At 63.8% G+C, this 23,288-nt stretch carries 23 protein-coding genes and 1 riboswitch; of the genes, 15 read left to right on the top strand and 8 right to left on the bottom strand.

All coding sequences use genetic code 11. The features are described from left to right. Positions 1–18: 18 nt before the first annotated feature. Positions 19–651 carry an HAD family hydrolase gene (locus KIO74_RS09825; protein WP_213331826.1) on the bottom strand — a complete coding sequence of 211 codons (633 nt, stop codon included), beginning with the start codon at positions 649–651 and terminating at the stop codon, positions 19–21. Positions 652–735: 84 nt separating this feature from the next. Here KIO74_RS09825 and ispH point away from each other — a divergent pair, with 84 nt between their 5' ends. The 4 genes from ispH to KIO74_RS09805 all read left to right on the top strand — a co-directional run bounded on the left by ispH (position 736) and on the right by KIO74_RS09805 (position 4,453). Continuing rightward, positions 736–1,719, top strand: a complete 984-nt coding sequence (gene ispH / locus KIO74_RS09820; RefSeq protein WP_213331825.1) for a 4-hydroxy-3-methylbut-2-enyl diphosphate reductase — start codon at positions 736–738, stop codon at positions 1,717–1,719. 3 nt (positions 1,720–1,722) lie between these two features. After that, on the top strand, positions 1,723–2,688 hold the full coding sequence (locus KIO74_RS09815) for a homoserine kinase (RefSeq protein WP_213331824.1): 966 nt from the start codon (positions 1,723–1,725) through the stop codon (positions 2,686–2,688). After that, on the top strand, positions 2,685–3,134 hold the full coding sequence (rnhA, locus tag KIO74_RS09810) for a ribonuclease HI (RefSeq protein WP_213331823.1): 450 nt from the start codon (positions 2,685–2,687) through the stop codon (positions 3,132–3,134). Before KIO74_RS09815 ends, rnhA begins: the two co-directional genes overlap by 4 nt. 140 nt (positions 3,135–3,274) lie before the next feature. Continuing rightward, a complete protein-coding gene (locus KIO74_RS09805; RefSeq protein WP_213331822.1) occupies positions 3,275–4,453 on the top strand; it encodes a site-specific DNA-methyltransferase in 1,179 nt (392 codons plus the stop codon). Between the two features lie 635 nt (positions 4,454–5,088). Here KIO74_RS09805 and KIO74_RS09800 read toward each other — a convergent pair. Then, positions 5,089–5,793 (bottom strand): hypothetical protein, encoded by a 705-nt coding sequence (locus tag KIO74_RS09800; protein WP_213331821.1) that lies wholly within the window; start codon positions 5,791–5,793, stop codon positions 5,089–5,091. On the opposite strand from KIO74_RS09800, the gene KIO74_RS09795 reads away from it, so the two are divergent. The 3 genes from KIO74_RS09795 to KIO74_RS09785 are packed head-to-tail and all read left to right on the top strand — an operon-like array spanning position 5,782 to position 9,053. Continuing rightward, the gene (locus KIO74_RS09795; RefSeq protein WP_213331820.1) at positions 5,782–7,062 is read left to right on the top strand and encodes a hypothetical protein; all 1,281 of its coding nucleotides are present in this window, start codon (positions 5,782–5,784) and stop codon (positions 7,060–7,062) included. The genes KIO74_RS09800 and KIO74_RS09795 overlap by 12 nt on opposite strands. Positions 7,063–7,074: 12 nt before the next feature. After that, on the top strand, positions 7,075–8,109 hold the full coding sequence (locus KIO74_RS09790; protein WP_213331819.1) for a glycosyltransferase family 2 protein: 1,035 nt from the start codon (positions 7,075–7,077) through the stop codon (positions 8,107–8,109). A gap of 14 nt (positions 8,110–8,123) precedes the next feature. Beyond that, the gene (locus KIO74_RS09785) at positions 8,124–9,053 is read left to right on the top strand and encodes an FkbM family methyltransferase (RefSeq protein ID WP_213331818.1); all 930 of its coding nucleotides are present in this window, start codon (positions 8,124–8,126) and stop codon (positions 9,051–9,053) included. A gap of 29 nt (positions 9,054–9,082) precedes the next feature. Here KIO74_RS09785 and KIO74_RS09780 read toward each other — a convergent pair whose 3' ends face one another. From KIO74_RS09780 to mutY, 3 genes are all read right to left on the bottom strand, one after another. Then, the gene (locus KIO74_RS09780; protein ID WP_213331817.1) at positions 9,083–10,432 is read right to left on the bottom strand and encodes a CynX/NimT family MFS transporter; all 1,350 of its coding nucleotides are present in this window, start codon (positions 10,430–10,432) and stop codon (positions 9,083–9,085) included. 11 nt (positions 10,433–10,443) lie between these two features. After that, positions 10,444–11,160, bottom strand: coding sequence for a FadR/GntR family transcriptional regulator (locus KIO74_RS09775; protein WP_213331816.1), 717 nt, complete (start codon positions 11,158–11,160; stop codon positions 10,444–10,446). Positions 11,161–11,271: 111 nt separating this feature from the next. Beyond that, entirely contained in the window at positions 11,272–12,441 is a 1,170-nt protein-coding gene (gene mutY, locus KIO74_RS09770) for an A/G-specific adenine glycosylase (RefSeq protein ID WP_213331815.1), read from the bottom strand. Between the two features lie 146 nt (positions 12,442–12,587). Between mutY and KIO74_RS09765 the strand changes: the two genes are divergently transcribed. The 8 genes from KIO74_RS09765 to KIO74_RS09730 all read left to right on the top strand — a co-directional run bounded on the left by KIO74_RS09765 (position 12,588) and on the right by KIO74_RS09730 (position 20,421). After that, positions 12,588–13,142 (top strand): DUF721 domain-containing protein, encoded by a 555-nt coding sequence (locus KIO74_RS09765; protein ID WP_213331814.1) that lies wholly within the window; start codon positions 12,588–12,590, stop codon positions 13,140–13,142. A gap of 174 nt (positions 13,143–13,316) precedes the next feature. Continuing rightward, entirely contained in the window at positions 13,317–13,964 is a 648-nt protein-coding gene (locus tag KIO74_RS09760) for a DsbA family protein (RefSeq protein ID WP_213331813.1), read from the top strand. 192 nt (positions 13,965–14,156) lie between these two features. Next, positions 14,157–17,618 carry a chromosome segregation protein SMC gene (gene smc / locus KIO74_RS09755; protein WP_213331812.1) on the top strand — a complete coding sequence of 1,154 codons (3,462 nt, stop codon included), beginning with the start codon at positions 14,157–14,159 and terminating at the stop codon, positions 17,616–17,618. 245 nt (positions 17,619–17,863) lie between these two features. Then, positions 17,864–18,229 carry an AtpZ/AtpI family protein gene (locus KIO74_RS09750; protein WP_213331811.1) on the top strand — a complete coding sequence of 122 codons (366 nt, stop codon included), beginning with the start codon at positions 17,864–17,866 and terminating at the stop codon, positions 18,227–18,229. Between the two features lie 73 nt (positions 18,230–18,302). Further along, on the top strand, positions 18,303–19,052 hold the full coding sequence (locus KIO74_RS09745) for a F0F1 ATP synthase subunit A (protein ID WP_213331810.1): 750 nt from the start codon (positions 18,303–18,305) through the stop codon (positions 19,050–19,052). A gap of 43 nt (positions 19,053–19,095) precedes the next feature. Continuing rightward, complete coding sequence (locus KIO74_RS09740; RefSeq protein WP_110376230.1) at positions 19,096–19,323, top strand: F0F1 ATP synthase subunit C; 228 nt, start codon at positions 19,096–19,098, stop codon at positions 19,321–19,323. Positions 19,324–19,403: 80 nt separating this feature from the next. Next, positions 19,404–19,937 carry a F0F1 ATP synthase subunit B family protein gene (locus KIO74_RS09735; protein WP_213331809.1) on the top strand — a complete coding sequence of 178 codons (534 nt, stop codon included), beginning with the start codon at positions 19,404–19,406 and terminating at the stop codon, positions 19,935–19,937. 4 nt (positions 19,938–19,941) lie between these two features. Further along, positions 19,942–20,421 carry a F0F1 ATP synthase subunit B family protein gene (locus KIO74_RS09730; protein WP_213331808.1) on the top strand — a complete coding sequence of 160 codons (480 nt, stop codon included), beginning with the start codon at positions 19,942–19,944 and terminating at the stop codon, positions 20,419–20,421. 231 nt (positions 20,422–20,652) lie between these two features. On the opposite strand, the gene gcvH is transcribed toward KIO74_RS09730, so the two are convergent. The 3 genes from gcvH to KIO74_RS09715 all read right to left on the bottom strand — a co-directional run bounded on the left by gcvH (position 20,653) and on the right by KIO74_RS09715 (position 23,250). Next, positions 20,653–21,027 (bottom strand): glycine cleavage system protein GcvH, encoded by a 375-nt coding sequence (gcvH, locus tag KIO74_RS09725; protein ID WP_213331807.1) that lies wholly within the window; start codon positions 21,025–21,027, stop codon positions 20,653–20,655. A gap of 27 nt (positions 21,028–21,054) precedes the next feature. Then, a complete protein-coding gene (gene gcvT, locus KIO74_RS09720; protein WP_213331806.1) occupies positions 21,055–22,194 on the bottom strand; it encodes a glycine cleavage system aminomethyltransferase GcvT in 1,140 nt (379 codons plus the stop codon). A 201-nt stretch (positions 22,195–22,395) separates the two neighbouring features. Then, a riboswitch (glycine riboswitch) is annotated at positions 22,396–22,492 on the bottom strand. A 161-nt stretch (positions 22,493–22,653) separates the two neighbouring features. Continuing rightward, positions 22,654–23,250, bottom strand: a complete 597-nt coding sequence (locus tag KIO74_RS09715; protein WP_213331805.1) for a hypothetical protein — start codon at positions 23,248–23,250, stop codon at positions 22,654–22,656. Positions 23,251–23,288: the final 38 nt, after the last annotated feature.

Raw genomic sequence — 23,288 nt, 5'->3', positions numbered from 1 at the left:
ATCTTGTGTCGCCATGAACTAAGGCGGGGGGAGGGCGCTGTCGATCAAACCATGGCGTGCCAGGGCGGTGGCAAGCCCCTGCGGGGATCCGAAGACATGTCCTGTCAGTCCCGCCAGCTCCGCGCCGCGCACATTGCGAGGTTTGTCGTCGACGAAGAATGCCTCGCGCGGCGCGACGCCGACACGCGCCGCCAGAGCGCGAAAGATTTCGGGATCGGGTTTCTTCAAGCCGAACATGGCGGATACGAACAGGCGCTCGCCGAACAGCGCGGGGAGGGCGGGAAAGAGAGTGCCGATTTCCTCCGCGACGAGAAAGCCGTTGTTGGTGAGCAGCGCCACCGGCACGCGCGTCTTCACCGCCTCCACCATGGCCAGCACCTCGGGGCAGGGGCGCATGGCGAGCCTTCGCGCGTTGACCCAATCCGCGCGGGTCAGCGGGTAGCCGAGACGCGCCCCGAAGCCGGCCAGATAGCGGGCCGAGTCGAAATCCCCTGCGTCTGACCGCGCCTCAAAACCGGATTCCCAAATCGCGGAGAGGATATAGTCTGCGGGGCGGCCGCTGAGGGCGGCGAGCGCATCGATGCGGGCTGCGCGATCATAGATGCAGAGGACATCGTCCATATCGAAGATCGCGAGCTTCACCTGAGACATGATATTCGACCTATTGAATCGCGCTCGGCTTGACATGCCATGCCTGCTACCGCCACATCCAGCTATGTTCAGCCGGAACCGATGATGACCGCTGTCTTAGATGCTCCTGTTGCAAAGCCGCCACTGACGGTGCTGATCTGCGCGCCGCGTGGGTTCTGTGCGGGGGTCGTTCGCGCCATCGACGCCGTTGAAAAGGCCCTCGCGCTCTACGGTCCGCCAGTCTATGTGCGTCACGAGATCGTCCACAACAAATATGTCGTGGAAAGCTTGAAGCGCAAAGGCGCCATCTTCGTGGACGAGCTCGACGAGGTGCCTGATACAGAGGCGCCCGTCATCTTCTCCGCCCATGGCGTGCCGAAATCCGTGCCCGATGAAGCCGTTAAGCGTCGTCTTTTCGGGATCGACGCGACCTGTCCGCTCGTGACGAAAGTCCATCGTGAGGCTGAGGTTCATCACAAGAAGGGGCGGCACGTGCTGCTCATCGGGCATGCCGGCCACCCCGAGGTCGTCGGGACGATGGGGCAATTGCCGCCGGGTACAATCTCCCTCGTCGAGACGATCGAGGATGTCGGGACCATTGCCGTCGCGGATCCCGACAATCTCGCCTATGTCACCCAGACGACCTTGTCGGTGGATGACACCCAGGCGGTGGTCGATGCGCTGAGGGCGCGTTTCCCCAGCATCGCCGCGCCACACAAGGAAGACATCTGCTACGCCACGACCAATCGCCAGGAGGCGGTCAAACGTGTGGCGCCCCAGGTGGATGCGATGATCGTGGTGGGATCGCCGAATTCGTCCAACTCCCAGCGTCTGCGTGAAGTCGCCGAGCGCGCCGGTTGCCCCGTCGCCCGGCTCGTTCTGCGCAATACCGAGATCGACTGGAGCGTGTTCGCGAACATTCGCAGTCTGGGCGTCACCGCGGGCGCCTCCGCCCCCGAGATCCTCGTTGAAGAAATTATCGATGCTTTCGCCGAACGTTTCGATGTAACGGTGGAAACGGTCTCGATGGCGGACGAAAGCGTGTTCTTCCCGCTGCCCCGGGCCTTGCGGGACCAGGCGGCGGAGTAGGCCATGGCGGTTTATACGGAAGTGAGCGACGAGGAGCTCGAAGCCTTCGTCGCAGGCTACGACATTGGCCAGATACGCGCTGTGAAGGGTATCGCCGAGGGGGTCGAGAACTCGAACTTCCTGCTCCATACCGAGCGCGGCTTTTATATTCTGACGCTCTACGAGAAGCGCGTCCGTCAGGAAGACCTGCCGTTCTTCATCGGCTTGATGGACCATCTCGCCAGGCGTGGCATCATCTGCCCGGAGCCCGTGCGCATGCGATCCGGCGAAACCCTGGGCAGGCTCGCCGGCCGGCCGGCGGCGATTGTCACCTTTCTGGACGGCGTCTGGGTCAAGCGGCCGGCGGCCACCCATTGCCGTGCCGTTGGCAGCGCGCTCGCTGCTTTTCACAAGGCCGGCGCGGATTTCTCCACCCGGCGGCCGAACAACCTGTCCCTGTCCGGCTGGCGTCCTTTGTTCGAGCAGGCGGGCGAGGGCGCGGATCGTGTGGCGGCCGGCTTGACCGAACGCACCGCAACAGCCCTCGCGGAACTCGAGCGTGACTGGCCGACAGGCTTGCCGCAGGGCGTCATCCATGCGGATCTCTTCCCTGACAACGTCTTCTTCATCGGAGCGAAGCTCTCCGGGCTGATCGACTTTTATTTCGCCTGCAACGACGCGCTCGCCTATGACCTCGCGATCTGCCTCAATGCCTGGTGTTTCGAGGCGGACGGTTCCTTCAACCTGACCAAGGGGCAGGCGCTCATCGACGGATATGAGTCCCAGCGCGTGCTCACGCCTGAGGAAGTCGCGGCCCTGCCGATCCTATGCCGTGGTTCGGCCTTGCGCTTCATGCTGACCAGGCTCGTCGACTGGCTGAACGTGCCGCCGGGGGCCCTGGTGAAGCCCAAGGACCCGCTGGAATATGACCGCAAGCTCGCCTTCCATCGCCGCGTGACGGACGCGCGCGACTACGGGTTGCGCCGGTGACGGCCGACCGTGTCGTGATTCATACCGACGGCGCCTGCTCCGGGAACCCGGGTCCGGGCGGCTGGGGTGCGGTGCTCGCGTACAAGGGACACGAGAAGGAGCTTTCCGGCGGCGAGGCGATGACCACCAACAACCGTATGGAGTTGATGGCCGCGATCGCCGCTCTGGAATCTCTGAAGCGCGCCTGCACCGTCGATCTCTACACGGATTCCCAGTACGTCCGGTCAGGCATCACCCAGTGGCTCGCTAACTGGAAGGCGCGCGGCTGGCGCACGGCGGACAAGAAGCCCGTGAAGAACGAGGACCTGTGGCGGCGACTTGATGAGGCGCAGGCGCGTCACACCGTGTCCTGGCATTGGGTGAAGGGCCACGCCGGCCATGTCGAGAACGAGCGCGTCGACGCGCTGGCCCGCGCCGGCATGGCGCCGTTCAAGGCGGGGCGTTGAACGCTTCGCAAAGCCGGCCCGGTACCCTGCAAAATTTGCAGCCCCAAAACGGCACATTGTGAATTACTTCTGCTCAACCTGATTTTTACCTAAACCCAGCATGATCCGGATTGTCAGTTGCGTAACCGGATTATCGCGTCATGGGTATTGCTTTTAACCATGCCGCTGGAGCCTCGCCCCGGAGTAAGGTCTCGCGTACCGGGGCGAGGGTGCCAGTGGAATCGGCGGAATTTCATCCGCTTCCTGTCGATCAGGTCCTGGTCGGCGATTGCGTCGCCTCCCTGAACTCCCTCCCGGCCAACAGCGTGGACCTCGTCTTCGCCGATCCTCCCTATAATCTGCAGCTTGAGGGTGCGCTGACCCGGCCGGACAATAGTCTCGTCGATGCCGTCGATGATGATTGGGACAAATTTAACAGCTTTACCGAATATGACGCCTTCACCCGTGCCTGGCTCGCGGCCTGCCGCCGTGTTCTCAAGAAGAACGGCACGTTGTTCGTCATCGGTTCCTATCACAATATTTTCCGGGTCGGCTCATCGCTGCAGGACCTTGGCTATTGGATCCTCAACGATATCGTCTGGCGCAAAGCCAATCCGATGCCGAATTTCCGTGGCCGGCGCTTCACGAACGCCCATGAGACGCTCATCTGGGCGGCCCACAGCGCGGACAGCAAGAATTACACCTTCCATTACGAGACACTGAAGGCGGGCAACGACGATGTGCAGATGCGCTCGGACTGGCATTTTCCGTTGTGCACCGGCGAGGAGCGCCTGAAGGACGCCAACGGCCAGAAACTCCATGCCACGCAGAAGCCGGAAGCCTTGCTGGCACGCGTCCTTCTTGCCGCGAGCAATCCGGGCGACGTCGTGCTCGATCCCTTCTTCGGAACGGGCACCACGGGCGCGGTCGCGAAGCGTCTAGGCCGTCATTTCATCGGGCTGGAGCGTGATCCCGGTTACGCCGCCGCGGCGCGTGAGCGGATCGCCGGCATCGAGCGGCTCTCCGGTCCGGTTATATCGGCGGCGCCGGCGAAACGCACAGAGCCGCGGGTACCTTTTCTGGCGCTTGTCGAGGCCGGCCTCGTCACACCGGGCGAGACGGTGACGGATCACGCGGGCCGCCATCACGCGGTCATACGCGCCGACGGCACGCTTTGCGCGGGCCCGGCCGTGGGATCGATTCACAAGATCGGTGCGCTCGTCCAGGGCTTCCCATCGTGCAACGGCTGGACGTTCTGGCACCTCGACCGCAACGGCCGCCGCGTTCCGCTCGATGATCTGCGCACGACCATCCGGGCGGAGATCGCCAGGGCTGCTTGAGCAATCACCCCTGTGACACATCGCAAGCCGATCCCAAAAGGGTCGGCTTTTTTTGTCGGCGAGGGCGACCTTGCCGGATGCCAAGCCCGGGCTCGGTCATTTGAAAGGGTGATGATCCGGCTATCGCGGATATGATGGTGCCGTCACGCGCCCAAGATGCACAATATCTTTAGTATATGGCAATCCGGCGGATAGCCCTTGGCCGCATAGCCACGACAAGCGACGAAGTCCGAGCGTTGTTGCCGCCTTCGGCGATCGTGTAGCTCATATATAATGATGGTGACGATATACCTTAAGGCCGCGTGCTTACCATGGTCCGGCCAAGGCCGCGCTCGCAATCATGGAGCGATTAAGCGCCTCTCTGCCAGAGATGCGGAAGGCAACGCAGCGCCGTTACCGGTTCTGGCGACTTGCCACCATTTCGTTACTATCCTATGCAAGCTGGCTGCCGCGCCAGGAGAATGTCTTTTTGTCGGTAGTCCGGGGATCTGCGACACCTTCTTGCGCACAAGGTTTTTTGCAGAGTTGGTATAGGTGGGGGAATGGTTTTTCAGCGGGACGTTCTGCAAACGTGGCAGAGTGACACTCGGTTCATTAAGTCTGCGCTTGATATGGCGCAGGCTGTCGATATCGTTTCATTTGATATATTCGATACGGTTCTGACCCGGCTGGTTGATAGCCCAGTTGATGTATTTGCGGAAGTTGAACGGCGTCTTGTTGATCAGTTCAATGTCGAGGCCGCTGGGTTCGCGATCGCGCGTGAAGATGCCGAGCGCGCGGCGCGGGTTCATCATGGCAGCTACGGCGCGGAAGATATTACTTTCGATGAGATCTACGAGCGTTTCGCGCTCCTTTGGAAAGGCAATCCACAGGTCGTGGCGGACGGTCGCCTGCTGGAATTGGCCGTCGAGGCGGAGGTTCTCGTTGCAGTTCCGGATACGCTCGAGCTGATCGCGGAGCTGCGCCGCCGCGAAATCCCGTTCATGTTCGTATCCGACATGTATCTCCCGGTCGCCTTCGTCGCAGAGAGGCTGGTCGCGAACGGCTTTGCGGGCTGGTCCGAGCTTCTGGTGTCGGGTCATGCCAAAGTTACGAAATCGACCGGCGCGGTATGGCCCGTGGTGGGCGCGCCGCAGCGGCGCATCCTGCATATCGGCGACGATCGGTGGGCTGACTACACCAAGCCGCGCGACTACGGCGTCACGACGCTGCTCTATAACCGCGCCATGTCGGAGCGTCGTGTCGGCGCGCCGCTCACGCCAGCCTTGCTGCCGTTCTCGCGAGCCCAGCGGCTTAGTGAGCTCGGGGCGCGTAGAGACGGGGGCAAGGTGCTTGACCATGCGGCAACCGCGCGGCAACTGGGTGAGGTGCTCGGCGTCCTCATCGTCGGGACCTATGTGCGTTGGCTCGACGAGCGGTTGCGCCGGCACAAGATCGATCGTGTCTATTTCTGCGCGCGGGACGGCTGGCTCATCCAGCGGGCCTGGCACGCCGCCGGCCTCGACTATGTCAACCCGGCGAAGGACAGTTATCTCTATATTGCCCGGCGCCCGCTCAACCTTGCCTGCGGCTATCTGGACAGCACGCCGAAGCGGCTTTCGGAGGAGCTTACGGACTTTCTTTCGAGCAGCGACGGCATCGTGACCCTTGATACCGTGCTGAAACGAGCAGGATTAGACACCATTCCCGGCCTTGTCGCCGAGGTGAGCCAGGAGATTGGCCCCCCGGACACGCCATTGCTCTGGAAAACCGGGCACGTCGCGACCTTCCGCTCGATTCTTCAGCGCCATGCGGGCGATATTCACGGCATTCTCGGGCCGGCCTACGAGGCTATCCTCGGCTATCTTGAACAAGAAGGCCTGTTCGTGGATGGCAAGGTAGCCATGATCGATATGGGTTGGAACGGTACGATGCAGCGGTCGCTTCGCAAGATCGGGCGATCGGTTCGGAAAGACTTCGAAATTGCCGGGTTTTATTATGGGCTCTGGCCGACCGCGTTGGCCAATCGTTTTGCGGCTGGCTATATGGAAGCGGCATTCGCCAATGAGTTCCAGAGCTTCAATGAACAATCCGCGGTCCATGGGGCCGTAGAGTTGCTTGAGGAACTTCATTCGGGGCCCCACGGAACGGTGAGGGGCTATCAACGCGAAGGTGATCGCTGGAAGCCAGCATTAGCCGACAGCCCGGGTGAAAAACATCAGTATCAGTCAATGACACGCCATTTTCAGGATGGCGTGGTCGAAGGTATTGCCGAGCTTTTCAACAACGGAAGCTATCGCGGCCTGACCGTCGAAGATCTCACGGTGGATAACGCCAAGGCGGCACTGGCGGCGGTCATCCTGTCGCCAAGCCGCGCCGAACTCGACATGCTCGCGACGCTTGGACATTGCTCAACCTTCGACCACGCCGCATTCAGTCCCGTTTTTCCGAGCGGTCTGCCCGGATCACCCGAGGAGCGCATGGCGATCTTCCAAAGAACGGGTTGGCGCCTGGGAATGTTACGACATTGGCGTGCAACCAGCGGTGAGGCCGACCGGCACACCGTCAATGAATTCGCCCGCAGTAACCTCGCCCATCTTGGCGAACGCGTCCTCCGGCAGTTTTGGTAGAATGGCCTGCATATGAGCAAGTTGTTTCCAACAAGTATGGATAATATTGAGGTGCGGCCTGGAGGTCGCGTCGCAATACTTATGCGTACGAAGGACCGTCCCGTTCTTCTGGTTCGGGCCCTGGCCAGTGTGCTCAGCCAGACCCACCAGGACTGGCATCTCTACCTCGTCAACGACGGCGGCGCGCCGGGTCCTGTTAATGAAATCTGTGCGCAATATGCGGGCGCTTTCGGTGATCGTCTGACGGTCATCCATCACGAGGCATCAAAGGGAATGGAGGCGGCTTCCAACGCCGCACTTCACGCATCGCGGGGGGATTTCGTCGCGGTACATGACGACGATGACGCTTGGCATCCCCATTTTCTCATGCGAACGGTGGGCTTCCTCAATAATACCGGCAATGCTCATTGTGCAGCGGTCGCGGCGCGATGCCAGGTCGTCATGGAGCGCATCGAAGGCGATACGGTCGTAGAGGAAGCGCGCATGGAATGGGGATATTGGCGGGAAATGATAGATTTCGGGGGAATGCTCTACACCAATTCCATTCCCCCGATCTGCCTGCTCATCCGCCGTTCCGTCGTGGATAGTATCGGCGAATTCAACCGTCATTTGCCTGTCTTGGGGGACTGGGACTATAATCTGCGTATCATGATGGCGGGGGATATTGGCACGATCAACGAAAATTTGTGCTACTATCATCAAAGGTCATTCTCTGCAGAAGATAATGTGTATGGAAATTCTGTCGGGAAGGGCCAGACAAAGCATGATATCTACGGTGTATATTATACGAATAGCCTGATCAGGCCCCTGCTTCGCGACAGTCCGGGTCATATCGGATTGATGCATATTCTCCTGAAGCGCATGAACCAGCAGCAGGATGAAATCCGTTGGCTCAACCAGCAGCTTGGCGAGCAGCTGAGCAATCAGCTCCGTCAGTACGAACCCACGCTGCATACGATTAACCAGATGCTCCGCGGGCCTCGCTGGGCATGGCGAAAGCTCTATCCCTTCCGTCGTTTAATTGCCAAGATGCGGGGTCGGGTCTAAGGGCTGAAAGCGCGATGGCGATCGAGTACGGCAGGCGTATCAACGTTTTTGCATATGAGCTGACCGCTGCAGTAGGGTTGAGGTCTCCCGATTTACCGACTTATCTTGCAGAGCATTTCGCCCAATGCGCGGAAGATCTGATCGTCGCGGCGCTGATAGAGGCGCGCTGCGCGCGGATAGGGCTCGATCCAGCGATGCAGCGTTATTGCGAGATTGGGGGCAATCACCCGATCGCCACCAGCGCGACTTTTCTGCTCAGCCGCAAGCTGGGCATGACCGGTGTCATCGTGGAAGCCAATCCGGCCCTGCTGGACGACCTGCGCGCAGGCCGGCCAAAGGATGAGATCGTGCATGCGGCGGTCACAGATGCGGATAAAGATACCGTGCGTTTGGCGGTTGCCCGGGCCAGCGAACTCAGCTCGCTGGATCAGGCATTCGTTACGCAGTGGCCGGGAGTCGGAGGAGGCCTGGCGGTCGAGATCGATGTCCCTGCCGTACGGATCAACGATCTCCTGGCACGGCATTTTCCGAACGAACCACCGATTTATGTGTCGATCGACATTGAGGGCATGGACCTGCGGGTCCTGAAGGATACCGATTTCGGTCGCTTCCGTCCCTATATCGTCCAAGCGGAACCGTCCGAGCATCATCTCCCTGGCAATGCCCAGGCGATCATCGACCATCTGGCGTCACAAAACTACGTGCTCGTGGCGAAGACCGACGTGAACCTTATCTTCGTCGATGCCCAGACCTTTCCGGACCTTTCGCAGGAGTTCCATGTCATGCAGGAGCGGGAGCGACAGGCCCTCGACGCCGAGCGCGATGCCCTGCAAGAGCGGGTAGCGAAGGCGGAGAGGGACGCGCGCGCCGCGCGATCGGAACTCTCGATCGCGCGGGATCAACTGCGTGAGGCCCAGATGTTGCTCGGGCGGGATACGCGGTAGGCCTTTCCCCCACCGCCGGCCGCGACGCCTTACAAAGGGGCCGCGTCGGGCTTTTGCGGCAGGGGCGTCACCTTAACATTCACATGCCGCGCGCGGCCTGCTCCTAATCCAAAGAGCATGCCCGCGATCGTCACGCCGAGGTAGAGCAGGGCGATGCTGTCCCAGGACCCGGTCCAGCTGTGCAGCAGTCCCGTCGCGAAGGGTCCCGTCGCGGCAAGCGTGTAACCGACGCTCTGCGCCATGCTCGAGAGGCGTGCCGCAACGTGGGAATCCGGTGATCGCAGCACGATGGTGAGGAGCGCGAGCGCGAAATTGCCACCCTGACCGATGCCCAGCAGTGCGGCCCAGATAGCCACGCTGGAGAGCGGTGCGAAAAGGCAGCCGAGCATGCCGACGAGACCCATCGACATGATGATGATGATCATGCCCCGCTGGTCGCGCCGTCGTGCCGCCAGGAGTGGGGCGATGAGCGCCGCCGGCACCTGCGCGAGCACCGATCCGGAGACCGTGAGCCCGGCCGTCAGGGGATCAAGGCCGCGGTCGCGCAGGATCTGGATGAGCCAGCCCAGGACGATATAGGCGAGCAGCGATTGCAGGCCGGTGAAGAGCGTGACCTGCCACGCCAGGCGATCACGCCACAGGCCGGTCACGGCATATTGCACCGGCTTTGCCTGATTGCCGAGCCGCTTGGGTATAGAGGGCCACCACAGGATGGCCGCGAGCACCGCGGGCACGGCCCAGAAGGCGAGCGCCGCCGGCCAGCTGTCGAAGGCTCTGGCGAGTGGGACGGTCGCCCCGGCTCCAAGCGCGCCGCCGGCGCACAGCGCCATCGTGTAGACACCGGTCATCAAGCTGGCGTGTCTGGGGAAGTCCCGTTTCACGAGACCCGGCATCAGCACGCCGATGATGCCGATCGATGCGCCGGCGATGATCGCACTGCCGAGAAGCGGCAGGAATGAGGGAAAGAGCCGTAGCGCAAGTCCGGCGGCCATCACGAGCAGGATGACCAACACCACCCTCTCGGTGCCGAAGCGACGCGCCAGCGGTGGCGCGGTGAGGCCGAATGCGCCGAGGCAGAGCACGGGCAGGGTAGTGAGAACGCTGACGAAAGTTGTGGACGCGCCGGTGTCGCGCATCAGTTCCTCAAGTACCGAACCGATGCTGGAGAGCGCCGGTCTGAGGTTGAGGGAAACCAGCACCAGGACGACTGCAAGCCACCATCGGGGCAGGCCGGCGGCGGCCACCGGAGCCTGGGGAGGCTCGACCAGCTCTGCTTCTGGAAGAAGCTCGTCCGCGAGCGTCGGCGCGGCGTGTTCTTGCGGAAAGACATGTCCTTGGGGCAAACCGGGCGCGGTTGATCCCGCCACCTCTTTCGTCATTGCATCAACTTTCAGGGCGGCGGAGTAAGTTCCTCCGCCGGAGGCCCGGCCACGGCCGCAAAGGAATGATCGACGAGATGTCGCGCGGCCCGCGCGGCATCCTGCGGAGACTGGCTGACGATGGCGTCGAGCAGCGCTCTATAATCATCCTGCGCGGGACGCGCCGCACCAGCATCGCAGCCCGCTTCTAACAGATTTCCGCCCTGCCGAGAAAGTAGACTGACGGATGAAAAAATGGCCCGATAAAGCAGCCAAAGGGCCTTATTGTGGGCCGCATCGGCGATGGAATCGTAAAAACGATGCCAATTCGGCGCCGCGGCAGGGCTTTTTGACGGGGAGGCGAAGATTTCATCGATGGCGGATGCGATGCGGCTGACATCCTCGAAATCGCGCCGTTCGGCCGCCAGTCGCGCCAAGGCCTCGCTGATGATCCGCCACAGCTCGAGCTGGTCATCGAAGCTCGTTTCTCCGAGCGTTCGCAGCAGGGTGGCAGTATCCGTCCGGCTTCGCACATAGGTGCCGTCCCCCTGGCGAACCTCGAGAATACCGCTGTGGGCGAGGGCTCGCACGGCCTCGCGCACCGTGTTGCGGCTGACTTTCAGGAGGCTTGCGAGCTCAGTCTCCGTCGGGATGCGCGAACCGATCGACCAGGTGCCGGCCTCTATCGGGGCACGGATGCTGTCGATGGCGTCATCGACGAGGGAGCGGCGGTTCGCGGCGGTCAGCATCGGTTTTCGTCCATCCGGCCCGCTCCGGCGGGCGCCAAGGCCCTTCATAATCGACGCCAGATTTTACCGCGGCGATAAGGCGATAGCCGGAATAGTGAGATAAAGCCGCGTTCAGGAAGGGCGGACCTCTATTCGCGCCTTGGCGAGTACCTTGCGCATCAGGCTGGGCAGGGCTTCGGTATCGAGTTTCGCGGCCGCCACCCAGCGCGTGCCCCGGGGGGCGGGGGTGCGTTGCGGAACGTCGGCGCGCAGAACCGTCAGTTCCAGTGGGAAATGCGTGAAGACGTGGCGCACCACGCCGTTCAGCGGGGCCCAGCGCGCCTGCAACGGCGCATGCGCGAGAATGTCGCCGCCCGGGCCTTCAGGAGACCATGGGCTGCCGGGCAGTTCGGCCATGCCGCCGAGCAGGCCTTCCGGCGGACGGGTGCGCAGCAGCACCGCGCCGTCACCGCGCACCGCCACGAAGCTCGTGCCGAGGCGCAATGTGCCCTCCTTCTTGGCGGCCTTGCGCGGAAAGGTCTCCGCCGTGCCGGCGGCGCGCGCCACACACGGAGCCGACCAGGGGCACAACACGCAGGCCGGCCGCTTCGGCGTGCAGATCGTCGCGCCGAGGTCCATGAAGGCCTGCGCGAAATCTCCTGCGCGTCTGTGAGGAACAAGGGCCTGTGCGAGCACCTGGAACAGGGGTTTGGCCTTGGGCAGCGGCTCTTCCACCGCATAGAGGCGCGCCAGCACGCGCTCGACGTTGCCATCGACCGCCGCGGCCGGGATATCGAAGGCGATGGCGCCCACGGCCGCCGCCGTATAGGCGCCGATGCCGGGCAGGGCGCGCAACTGGTCGACATTGGCCGGGAAGCGCGCGCCATGGCGAGCCACGACCATCTGCGCGCAGGCATGCAGGTTGCGGGCGCGGGAATAGTAGCCAAGTCCCGCCCAGGCCTGCATCACGGCTTCCTGCGGCGCGCGCGCGAGGTCGCCGACAGTCGGGAAGCGCTGCAGGAACCGCTCGAAATAGGGCTTCACCGCCGTCACGGTGGTCTGCTGCAGCATGATCTCCGACAGCCAGACGCGGTAGGGATCGGCCGTTTCGCCGGGCTTTGCCCGCCAGGGCAGGTCGCGGCGGTGGCGGTCATACCACGTGAGTAGGGCCGCTGCCTCCACGGAACCCGTGCCGGCCGCCGGTGCGAGAAGATCGGCCTGTCCCTGGCGGGCGCGCGATGAGCGCCCGCGCGGGGACGATTTGCGGATGGACTTCACGGCGGCGGCTTCGGTGTCTACCATGATGTGATCTGTAGCGGCCTGCTCGCGGCCAGGCTAGAGCAAGTCCGTCTGTCACGGATTTGCGACAGCGAACAAACGGCCCCTTTGGGACCGTCTTCTTTTGGGGTCGCGGGTTGAGGCATCGGGATGAGCCTTTGGGTTGAGCTATGACGCGATCTTATCGGCCTAACCAGCGATTCGTGCCGAGCGGTGGCGTCGCAGGCGCCTTCGCGCGTCCGCATCAGCGGCTTCTGGCCAAGCCGCTGGCGGATCTTGTGGATGGCTGCATCGCGCCGGTGCTCGCCAAACAGGGCTTCGCGGCTGCGGATATCATCATGGCCTGGCCGGAAATCGTCGGAGACCGGCTGGCGGGCCACGCTGAGCCTATCCGACTTGATTGGCCGGGCGGAGCCCGTCGGCGCTATGCCGAGGAGGCAGAGCCCGCGACGCTCGTCGTGCGGGTCACGGGGGCCTTCGCGCTGGAGCTGCAGCATATGGCGCCCGTCGTCATCGAGCGTGTCAACAGCCACTTCGGCTGGCGCTGCGTCGCGCGTCTTTCCCTGCGTCAGGGGCCGCTGCAGCGCAGGGCCGTTGCTACCGAGCCGCCGCGGGATCTATCTCCGGCAGCCGCGCGGGCCGTCGAAGACCACGTCGCCGACGTTGCGGACGAAGGGTTGCAGCAGGCCCTGCGGCGACTCGGCCAAGCCGTGCTGTCGCGATAGTCAACCTTTCGCCGCCTTTAGGCCGCTATTGCACGTAACCGTGACTGAACGGTCGCTTGCCAGATGCGTTGCCGCATCTATGGTGTGCGCCGAACAGGCATGCTTTTCGATCAGGCTTGCCTGTAGCTCGAACGTGCCGCCGCGGGCGGCGCCCTATTCAAGGAGACTACCGCGATGACGCTCAGCCGTCGCACTTTCGCTGCTTGCCTCGTCGGTACCATCGCCGCAGGTGTCATGGGTCTCCCGGGGCTTTCCCTGCAGTCGGCCATGGCGCAGTCGCCGACAGATCTCAATGCGCAGGGGCCGCTCGGCGATGTCGTGCTTGGCTCGCCCGATGCCAAGGTCACCATCATTGAGTATGCCTCCTTGACCTGCTCGCATTGCGCGAATTTCCATGAGGCGACCTATCCGACGCTGAAGTCGAAATATATCGACACCGGCAAGGTGCGCTTCATCCTGCGGGAATTCCCGCTGGATCCGCTGGCGACAGCGGGCTTCATGCTGGCCCGCTGCGCCGGCAACGACAAATACTATGCCGTGACGGACCTGCTGTTCGACCAGCAGCGCAACTGGGCTTTCACCGACAAGCCGCTCGACGCCTTGCTGCAGCTGGCCAAGCAAGCCGGTTTCACACAGGAAAGTTTCGAGGCCTGCTTGAAGGATCAGAAGACCTATGATGCGGTGAACTGGGTCAGGGATAACGGCGCCAACAAGCTTGGCGTCAATGCCACGCCCACCTTCTTCATCAATGGGAAGGCCGAGAACGGAGCGATTTCGGTTGATCGTCTGGAGCAGATTCTTAACCCCCTCGTCGGTGGGTAAGGATCACGCGGCGTATGTCACGGCGCGCGCTCCAACCTGTTTGGAGCGGCGCGCCGATTGTTCGACGGGACGTGATGACCCGTCGTGGAGTTCGCCAATCCGCAAGACGGGCTCCTTTCACGCTGTAGCCGGAACACGATCGTTGTCCGCTCGAACCCATGGTGTTCGGCAGACACTCGTTATGGTCGCGCCATGAAGCTCACCCGCCTCAAGATCGCGGGCTTCAAGTCCTTTGTCGAGCCATCCGAATTCCTGATCGAGCCGGGGCTCACGGGCGTTGTTGGCCCAAACGGCTGCGGCAAGTCGAACCTCGTCGAGGCGCTGCGCTGGGTGATGGGCGAAAGCTCGTACAAGTCGTTGCGCGCCTCAGGCATGGATGACGTCATCTTTGCCGGCACCAATGGCCGGCCGGCGCGCAACAGCGCGGAGGTGATGGTCGTCGTCGATAACAGCGCGCGGACAGCACCCGCCGCCTTCAACGACACCGACAATCTGGAAATCGCGCGCCGCATCGAGCGTGAGTCGGGCTCTTCCTACCGCATCAACGGTCGCGAGGTGCGCGCACGCGATGTGCAGCTACTGTTTGCTGACGCTGCGACCGGCGCGCGCTCCCATGCCATGGTGCGCCAGGGGCAGATCGGCGAGATCATCGCGGCGAAACCCCAGGCACGTCGCCGTATTCTGGAGGATGCGGCCGGCGTCGCGGGGCTGCATACCCGCCGCCACGAGGCAGAACTGCGCCTGAAGGCGGCCGAAGACAATCTGTTGCGGCTCGATGACGTGATGCGCGAGATCGAGACGCAGGTCGACGCGTTGCGCCGGCAGGGGCGGCAGGCCCAACGATACCGTCTGCTCTCCGCCGATATCCGCAAGCTTGAGGCGCTCATCCTGCTCATCGCCTTCACCGAGGCGCGCTCCGCCGTCGCGCAGTCCGAGCAGGCGCTGGCCGCCGAGGTGCGGCTCGTCGCGGAACGCACCCAGGCACAGGCTGAGGCCGCGAAGGCGCAGGCCATCGCCGCTCACGCGCTTCCCGGGCTGCGACAGGCGGAAGTCGAGGCCGCCGCTGCCCTGCAGCGCTTGACACTTGCGCGTAACGATCTCGACGGCGAGGAGCGGCGCTCGCGCGAGCGACAGACCGAGCTGGAGCGCCGGCTGGTCGAGATCGACCGTGATCTGGCGCGCGAGCAGGCCTCCGGCAGCGACGCCGCGATGACGCTTCTGAAACTGCGGGGTGAACAGGACGAACTCAGCGCTGTCTCGGGCGACACAGGCGACGCCGCCAAGGCTCTCAAGGCGGAACTGGCGACGGCGGAGGCACGCCTGGCGGGCGCCGAGCGCGAGCTGGCCGTCCTGCAGGCCGAGCTTGCGGACACCGGCGCCAAACACATGGCCTTCGAGCGGTCATTGCGGGACGAGCGGGCGCGTGTCGAGCGCGCCGTGCATGAGCAACGGGCGATCGAGGACCAACTGGCCGAGTTGGACGACAGCGCGGGTGGAGCGGACGCCCTGGAGGCGTTGCGCGAGGGCTTGGCTTTCGCCGAGGAGCGTTCCTCTCTCGCCGAGGAAGGGGTCGCGGAGGCACGCGTCACTATTGAGACGGCGCGCGCTCGCGAAGCCGAGGTCGCCGGCCCCGCCGCTGAGATGGAGCGCCGCGCCCAGCGTCTGGACACCGAGGCGCGGACGCTCGCGAAGCTCGTTGCGGCGCCGGCGGATGGTCCCTGGCAGGGTGTCATAGAGGCCATCACGGTCAGTAAAGGCTACGAAGCCGCGCTTGCCGCCGCGCTCGGCGAGGATCTCGATGCTCCACTCGCCTCCGCCGCGCCTTCGCACTGGGCCGATGTCTCCGCCATGGCGGGAGAAGACCCGGCGCTTCCGGGCGGGGCGGTGCCCCTGGCGGACAGGGTCGATGGACCATCGGCGCTTGCCCGTCGCCTGAGCCAGATCGGCGTCGTGGAGCGCCGTGACGGAGCACGGCTGCGCCCTTCACTGAAGCCCGGGCAACGGCTTGTCTCGCGCGAAGGCGACCTCTGGCGCTGGGATGGCTTCACCGTTGCGGCCGAAGCGCCATCCCCTGCAGCACGCCGCCTTGCCGAACGCAACCGCCTGGCCGAGCTCGAGGTGGAGGCTGCCGAGGCGCGCCTCGCCGCGGATGAGGCGGTCGAGGGATTGCGCGGTGCGCGCGAGGGTGTCGCCGAGGCAGCCCGCCGGGAAGCGGCCGCGATCGAGGCGGAGCGTGCCGCCCGTCGCGAGATGGACAGGGCACGCGAGGCATTCACGACGGCTGAGCGTCATGCGGCGGCGGCGGAGGCGCGCCGCCTCGGCCTTGTCGAGGCAAGGACCCGCCTTCGTGCCGCGGAGGAGGAGGGGCAGGCCCGCATCGAGGAAATCGAGGCGGGACTGGACGCGCTCGATACCCTGCCCGAGATCAAGGGCCGGCTCGACAGCGCGGCGGCGATCGTCGCCGCCCAGCGTGGCGCGACCGCTGACATCAGGGCCAGGGCACAGAGCCAGCAGCGCGAAGCCGAGTTGCGCCGCCAACGCCACGCCGCGATCGCGGCCGAGATCGACGCCTGGACAGCGCGTGCGACGCGCGCCGCGGAGGCAAGCGAGGAACTCGCCGAACGTCGCGCTGCCACGGAGACCGAGCTGGAACAGCTCGCGGACATGCCCGACACGTTCCTGTTGCGGCGCCGCGCGCTCCTTTCGGAGATCGCCGAGGCCGAGGAGAAGCGCCAGGCCGAGGCCGATCGTCTTGCCGAGGCCGAGACGGCGCTGGTGGAGGCCGACCGGCTCGCCAAGGCGGCACTCGATGAACTGGGGACCGCCCGCGAGGCGCGCGCCGGAACGGAGGCACGCCTGGAGGCGGCTCGCGCCAAGCTCACGGAGGTGACACGTGATGTCGCCGAGACGCTGGAGGCCTCACCGGCCACCTTGCATGAGCAGGCGGGTGTCGGCCTCGATTCGCGGTTGCCGGAGGCGCAGTCCGTGGAAACGAGGCTTGTCGATCTCAAGGCGGATCGTGAGCGGCTGGGCGCCGTCAATCTGCGCGCCGAATTGGAATTGGCGGAGGCCGAGGAGAAGCGCGACGGCCTCAGCGGCGAGCGCAGCGACCTGACGGAGGCGATTCGGCGCCTGCGCCAGGCGATAGGCAACCTCAATCGTGAGGGGCGGGAGCGCCTGCTGGCTGCCTTCGACATTGTGAACGGCCATTTTCAGCGCTTGTTCACAAGTCTTTTCGGGGGCGGCACGGCCGAACTGACGCTGATTGATTCGGACGATCCGCTGGAGGCGGGCCTGGAGATTCTCGTGCGCCCGCCCGGCAAGAAGCCCCAGGTGATGACGCTCCTGTCCGGTGGCGAGCAGGCCCTGACCGCGACCGCCCTCATCTTCGCCGTGTTCCTCACAAACCCGTCGCCTGTCTGCGTTCTGGACGAGGTGGACGCGCCGCTCGATGACGCCAATGTCGAGCGCTATTGCCAGCTCTTGCGGGACATGGCCCGGCAGACGGAAACACGCTTCATCGTCATCACGCACAATCCCATCACCATGGCGCAGATGGACCGGCTGTTCGGCGTGACGATGGCCGAGCGCGGCGTTTCCCAACTGGTCTCGGTGGATCTTGAGGTCGCTGAACGCATCCTTGAGGCGAGCTAATGTTGGTGAGGGAGGAAAGTATTTCTCCCGGGTCTCGCAAAAGTTGAAATTGTCGCAATGGTATCAACGGCTTATCGTTTTTCGCCGCATTCTTGACACTCTCCCGGTCGCTCACTATTGTGCGCCGCGTTCATGGAGCCTTGAACTTCGCGCCGACACCCTTAACAAGAGTGCCGGCTTGACGTTTGTCTACATGGATCTCATCTAGCTGCGCCATTGTGCGCCGTCATTCCTAGGGATCTGCCATGGCAGGTGATAAGCCGCCGCCATCCGGGACGAACGGCCCGGCAGGATCCAGGGATCAGGAGCTCGCCAAGCGGCTCCATGATCTTGGTGACAGGCTCGCTGTGGCGGAGAAGGCAAGCCAATCCTCTTCGGGGGAGGGTGGTGCCGGTGGCAAGGCTGACGCCTCGTCGATCGGAAGCGCCATGCGGCTTGCCGGGGAGTTCGCGTCCGGCGTCATCGTCGGGGCGGCCCTTGGGTGGGGCGTGGATCAGTTCTTCGGCACCAAGCCGTGGGGACTAATGATCCTTCTATTGCTCGGTTTCGCGGCGGGCGTGATGAACGTTATGCGCGCGGCCGGGTTCGTGGGGTCGGGATCGAAGAAGTAGCGATCCTGGTCTTTGGTTAGGCGGAGCGCGTCGGTTATCCGGCGCGGACATGGAAGCGGGAGCCGAGCGGCCAATGGCCAGTCCCACCGAACAGTTCCAGATTAAGCCCCTTTCGGGTCCGCTTTTCCACATCAGTGAGTCGCCGATTCACTTCACCAATTCTGCGGCCTTCATGGTTGCGTCGGTGGCGATCGTCATCGTCTTCCTGCTGCTCACGTCGAGCCAGCGCTCGATGGTGCCGGGCCGGCTCCAGAATCTTGGCGAGCTGACCTACGAGTTCGTAGCCAATACGGTTCGACAGTCCGCCGGCAAGGACGGCATGGTCTTCCTGCCTTTCGTGTTCTCACTCTTCAGTTTCATTCTGATGGCGAACGTGCTGGGCTTGCTGCCGTACTCCTTCACCGTGACCAGCCAGATCGTCGTCACGGGCGCGCTGTCGCTCCTCGTCATCGGTGTGGTGATCGTCTATGGCTTCGCCAAGCATGGCATGGGCTTCCTCAAGCTCTTCGTGCCGTCGGGCGTGCCCGGCTGGCTCCTGCCGCTGCTCGTCGCGGTCGAGGTCGTCTCCTTCCTGTCCCGCCCGATCAGCCTTGCCGTTCGTCTTTTCGCCAACATGCTGGCGGGACACATCGCCCTCAAGATCTTCGCGGGCTTCGTCACGATCCTGCTGGCCCAGGGCTTCCTCGCCATTCTGTCGCCTCTGCCGCTCATCTTCACTGTCGCATTGACTGCGCTTGAGGTGCTCGTCGCGGTCCTGCAGGCCTATGTCTTCGCCGTGCTGACAAGCATTTATCTGCACGACGCCCTGCATCCCGGCCACTGATACGCCGGCCGGTTTTTCCGCCATCTCCCAAGGAGCACTAAAGATGGATCCTGTTGCAGCAAAGTACATCGGCGCGGGTCTCGCGTGTCTCGGTATGGCCGGCGCCGCCATTGGCCTCGGCAATCTCTTCGGTCAGTTCTTCGCCGGCGCGCTGCGCAACCCGTCTGCGGCCGATGGCCAGCGCCCGACCCTGCTCCTCGGCTTCGCGCTGACGGAAGCTCTTGGCATCTTCTCGCTTCTCGTCGCGCTGCTGCTGCTCTTCGCCGTCTGAGGCGAAGCGATATTCGAGTGATGGCGACCAGACCTTCGGAACTTGTTTCCGGGGGTCATCGCGCGATGCGGAGTTGACGAATGGCCGAACCGGTCACGACTGGAGCCGAAGCCCATGGCGGCGGCGCATTCCCGCCGTTCCAAGCCGAGACGTTTGCGTCCCAGCTGTTCTGGTTGGCGGTGACATTCGCTCTGCTTTACTGGTTCCTCGCGAAAGTGGCTCTGCCGCGCATCGGCGGAACTATTGCGCAGCGGCACGACAAGATTCAGGGCGACCTTCACGAGGCGATCGCCGCCAAGAAGGAAGCCGAAGCGGCTGGCCTCGCCTATGAGGCGGCACTGTCCGATGCGAAGTCCCGTTCGCAGGCGATCGCAGCCGAGACGCACCAGCGTCTGCAGGCCGAGACGGATGCCAGGCGCCGCGAGCTCGACGCCGCCCTGGCCGAGAAGCTTGCTGCGGCCGAGAAGGTGATTTCCGAGACCAAGTCGGCGGCGCTGACCCATGTCGAGGGCATCGCCACGGACGCGGCCGACGCGATCCTTCAGCGCGTGCTAGGGGACAAGCCTCCTCAGGAGCAGGTCTCCGCGGCCGTCAAGACAGCGATGAAGGGATAAGGTCATGGACGCTACTTTCTGGGCTGCCGTCGCGTTCATTCTCTTTCTCGTTCTGGCGATCTATCTGGGCGGCGGTCGTGCGATCGTCGCCGGGCTGGACGCGCGCGCCAAGCGCATTTCCGATGAGCTGGCCGAGGCTACACGCTTCCGTGCGGAAGCCGAGGCTCTTCTTAAGGAATACCAGGCGAAGCGGGCTGCGGCGGAAAAGGAAGCTGCCGATATCGTTGCGAATGCCAAGGTAGAAGCTGAGCGCGTCGCCGCCGAGGCCAGCCAGCGCATGAGCGATTTCGTGGCGCGCCGCACGGCATCCGCTGAGGCGAAGATCGCCCAGGCTGAGGCCCAGGCCACCGCCGAAGTGCGGGCGGCTGCCATCGATGCTGCCCTGAAGGCATCCGAGACGGTCTTGAAGGATGCGGTCCGGGGTGAGAAGGGCGCGTCGATCTTCGCATCGAGCCTTGCGGACCTCCGTTCGAAGCTCAACTGATAGCGCCTGAGCGCCTCGCTCCGGCTTGAACAGAAAGCCCGGCTCCGCCCAACGGAGCTGGGCTTTTTTCATGGGCCGACATCATTTGCAGGTCGGGCGATGCGCGTCACGATGCAGATGGCCAGGTTGGCAATTGCCGCGCTTGGATGCAGCCCTGACAAAAAACCCCGGCGTAAGCCGGGGTTTGTCTGTCATCACAGATGACCTCACTGGCAATGAATTGCCGGGCGATCAGCTGATCGACTTCAGGAAGTCCTCGTAATCGCTCTCGCTCATCAGAGTTTCGAACTCGGTCGGATCGGCGAGCTTCATCTTGAAGAACCATCCCTTGCCGGCAGGATCCTCGTTGATGGTCCCGGGGGCTTCTTCGAGCTCCGAATTGATGGAGACCACCTCACCCGCGAGCGGCGCATAGACTTCGCTCGCCGCCTTCACGCTCTCCACCACCGCGGCATCGTCACCCTTGGCGAAGACCTTGCCGACTTCGGGCAGTTCAATGAAAACCACATCGCCGAGCTGCTCCTGGGCGTAGTCGGTGATGCCGACCGTCGCCGTGTCGCCCTCGAGGCGGACATATTCATGGTCCTTGGAATAACGCGTCGTCATATCTGTCTCCGGAAAGTCTTCTGTTGATCAGCGTTTGTAGCGATGAGCGACAAAGGGAAGAGGAACGATGCTGGCAGGAAGAAGCTTGCCGCGCACGGACAACTGGATATCCGTTCCCACAGCGGCGAAGTCGCGGACAACATAGCCCATGGCGATGGGGCCTTCCGCTGTCGGTCCGAAGCCGCCCGAGGTGACCTCGCCGATGAGTTCGCCCCTGGCGTCCAGGATCTGGGTGCCCTCCCGCGCCGGCGCACGGCCCTGGGGCAGGATGCCGACGCGTTGGCGCAGCGGCCCTTCCGCCAGCTCGCCCGCGATGCGCCGATAGCCGGGGAAGCCGCCATCGCTGCGGCGGCGCTTCTGGATAGACCAGGTCAGCCCGGCCTCGACAGGCGAGGTCTCCTGGTTGATGTCGTGCCCGTAGAGGCAGAGGCCGGCCTCCAGCCGCAACGAATCCCGCGCGCCGAGACCCACGGGCTCAACCTCGGGTTGGCTCATGAGCAGATCCCAGAGCGCCACCGCGTCATTGTTGGCGACCGAGATCTCGTACCCATCCTCGCCGGTATAGCCGGAGCGCGAAACAAACGCTGGTATGCCGCCGATGGTCAGGGATGCGACGGTCATGAAGCCCATCGCCGAGGCGGCTTCATCATAGCGTGTGAGGACGGCGGCCGCCTGAGGCCCCTGGAGAGCCAGCAGCGCGCGGTCGTCGTTGCGCTGGAGCTTCACGCTGTCCGACAGGTTCATATCGAGGTGGACGTAATCGGACTCCTTGCAGCCCGCGTTGACGACGAGCACAAGCTTGCCATCGTCGGCCGGGTCCGGCCCGCGCGAGACCATGAGATCGTCAAGAATACCGCCCTGCTCGTTGAGGAGCTGCGTATAGCGCTGGCGACCAAGCCCCAGCGCCGCGATGTCCGCGGGAACGAGGGCCTCAAGCGCCGCCGCGGTCGTCGCGTGGTCCGGCCCCACGAGAAGCGCCTGGCCCATATGCGAGACATCGAACAACCCAGCCGCCGCCCGGGTATGAAGGTGCTCGTGCAGGATGCCCTTGCCGTATTGGATCGGCATTTCATAGCCGGCAAAGGGCGCCATGCGGGCGCCAAGGGCAACGTGCCGCTCATAGAGCGGAGTACGCAAGGGGATATCGTCGTTCGACTGGCCCGCCATTCCAGATCCTTCCACAACAAAGGGACGCTCATGGTTATAATTGCCCAAAAGGGCATCCGGTCCCAACGGAAACCGGATCCATGCGCACCCCCTCTGTCTGTGGACCTGAGAGATTTCCCGCCTGGACGGCGCCATGCGCCATCAAGCGATTACCCCCGTCGGTGGGGCAGCCCACGAGGGCGGCCCGCTTTCCAGAGTGTCAAATCCCGCGCGGTCCCTTGTGCCTGAGCGTTTCCGGGGTGGTTGCGCCTTCGGCGCCGAACCATAGTTGAGGTCCGGGCTCTTCCGCAGGGATGAACGACAGAGACCGTCATAAGGCCTCGGCCCGATCTGTCAATCGGCGATTGCCGAGAGCGTTTCCGCTTTCGTATCGTGCTTCCCCGAAGCGCGGAGGAACACTGATTCTTTGCAGCTCCGCGATCCGGTGGCGAAAAAGCCCGCCCTGGTTCTGGCGCTGCTTCAGCGGCGACCCACGCGAGCCTGTGCCGGGGCACTGCCAAGGCCAACCATGATGGTAACCTCGCCTTCGCCGGGCGGAACAGCGATACCATCCTCGACGACCGTAAAGGCGGCTTGTGATTCGCCGGGGGCGAAAGCAACGCCTGTCGTGCGCGTGCGATTGGCAAGGACGGTATTGCCGCGCTTGACCGTGAAATGCACTGGGGCGGTGACGCGGCCGACATTGCCGCCAGAGCCGAGGAGCGCGAGCGCTTCGACGCCGACTTTCAGCTGATAGCCGCCATCGCCGGTCATGGTGCATTCACGGGCGACATCGGTGATGGAGATCTGATAGCGCGCGTTCTCGCCGCCGACCCGGATAGCCGATCCGCCCTCGGTGATGTCGACTTTGGGGCAGACGACTTCATACTCTGGCACGGCCGCCTCCGGTGGGACTGTCGCACCACCATAGAGGAGAAAATTGCCGACCGAAGTGCCGCCACCCGATGTCCCGGAAGAGGAGGAGCAGCCCGCCAGGGCAAGGCCGACTGCCAAAGCGATTGCACCGCTCCGAAGGGCCGGCCTGAGAGGATGCCGGTCTCGAGCCATCACAACCATTCACGATCTCCCTGCCAGTTCATCAGCGTTCCTGCATA

The sequence above is a fragment of the Chelatococcus sp. HY11 genome (assembly GCF_018398335.1).
Lineage (GTDB): Bacteria > Pseudomonadota > Alphaproteobacteria > Rhizobiales > Beijerinckiaceae > Chelatococcus.
The sequence above is the reverse complement of the archived record's forward strand: the minus strand, read 5'-3'. Positions and strand labels throughout refer to the sequence as shown.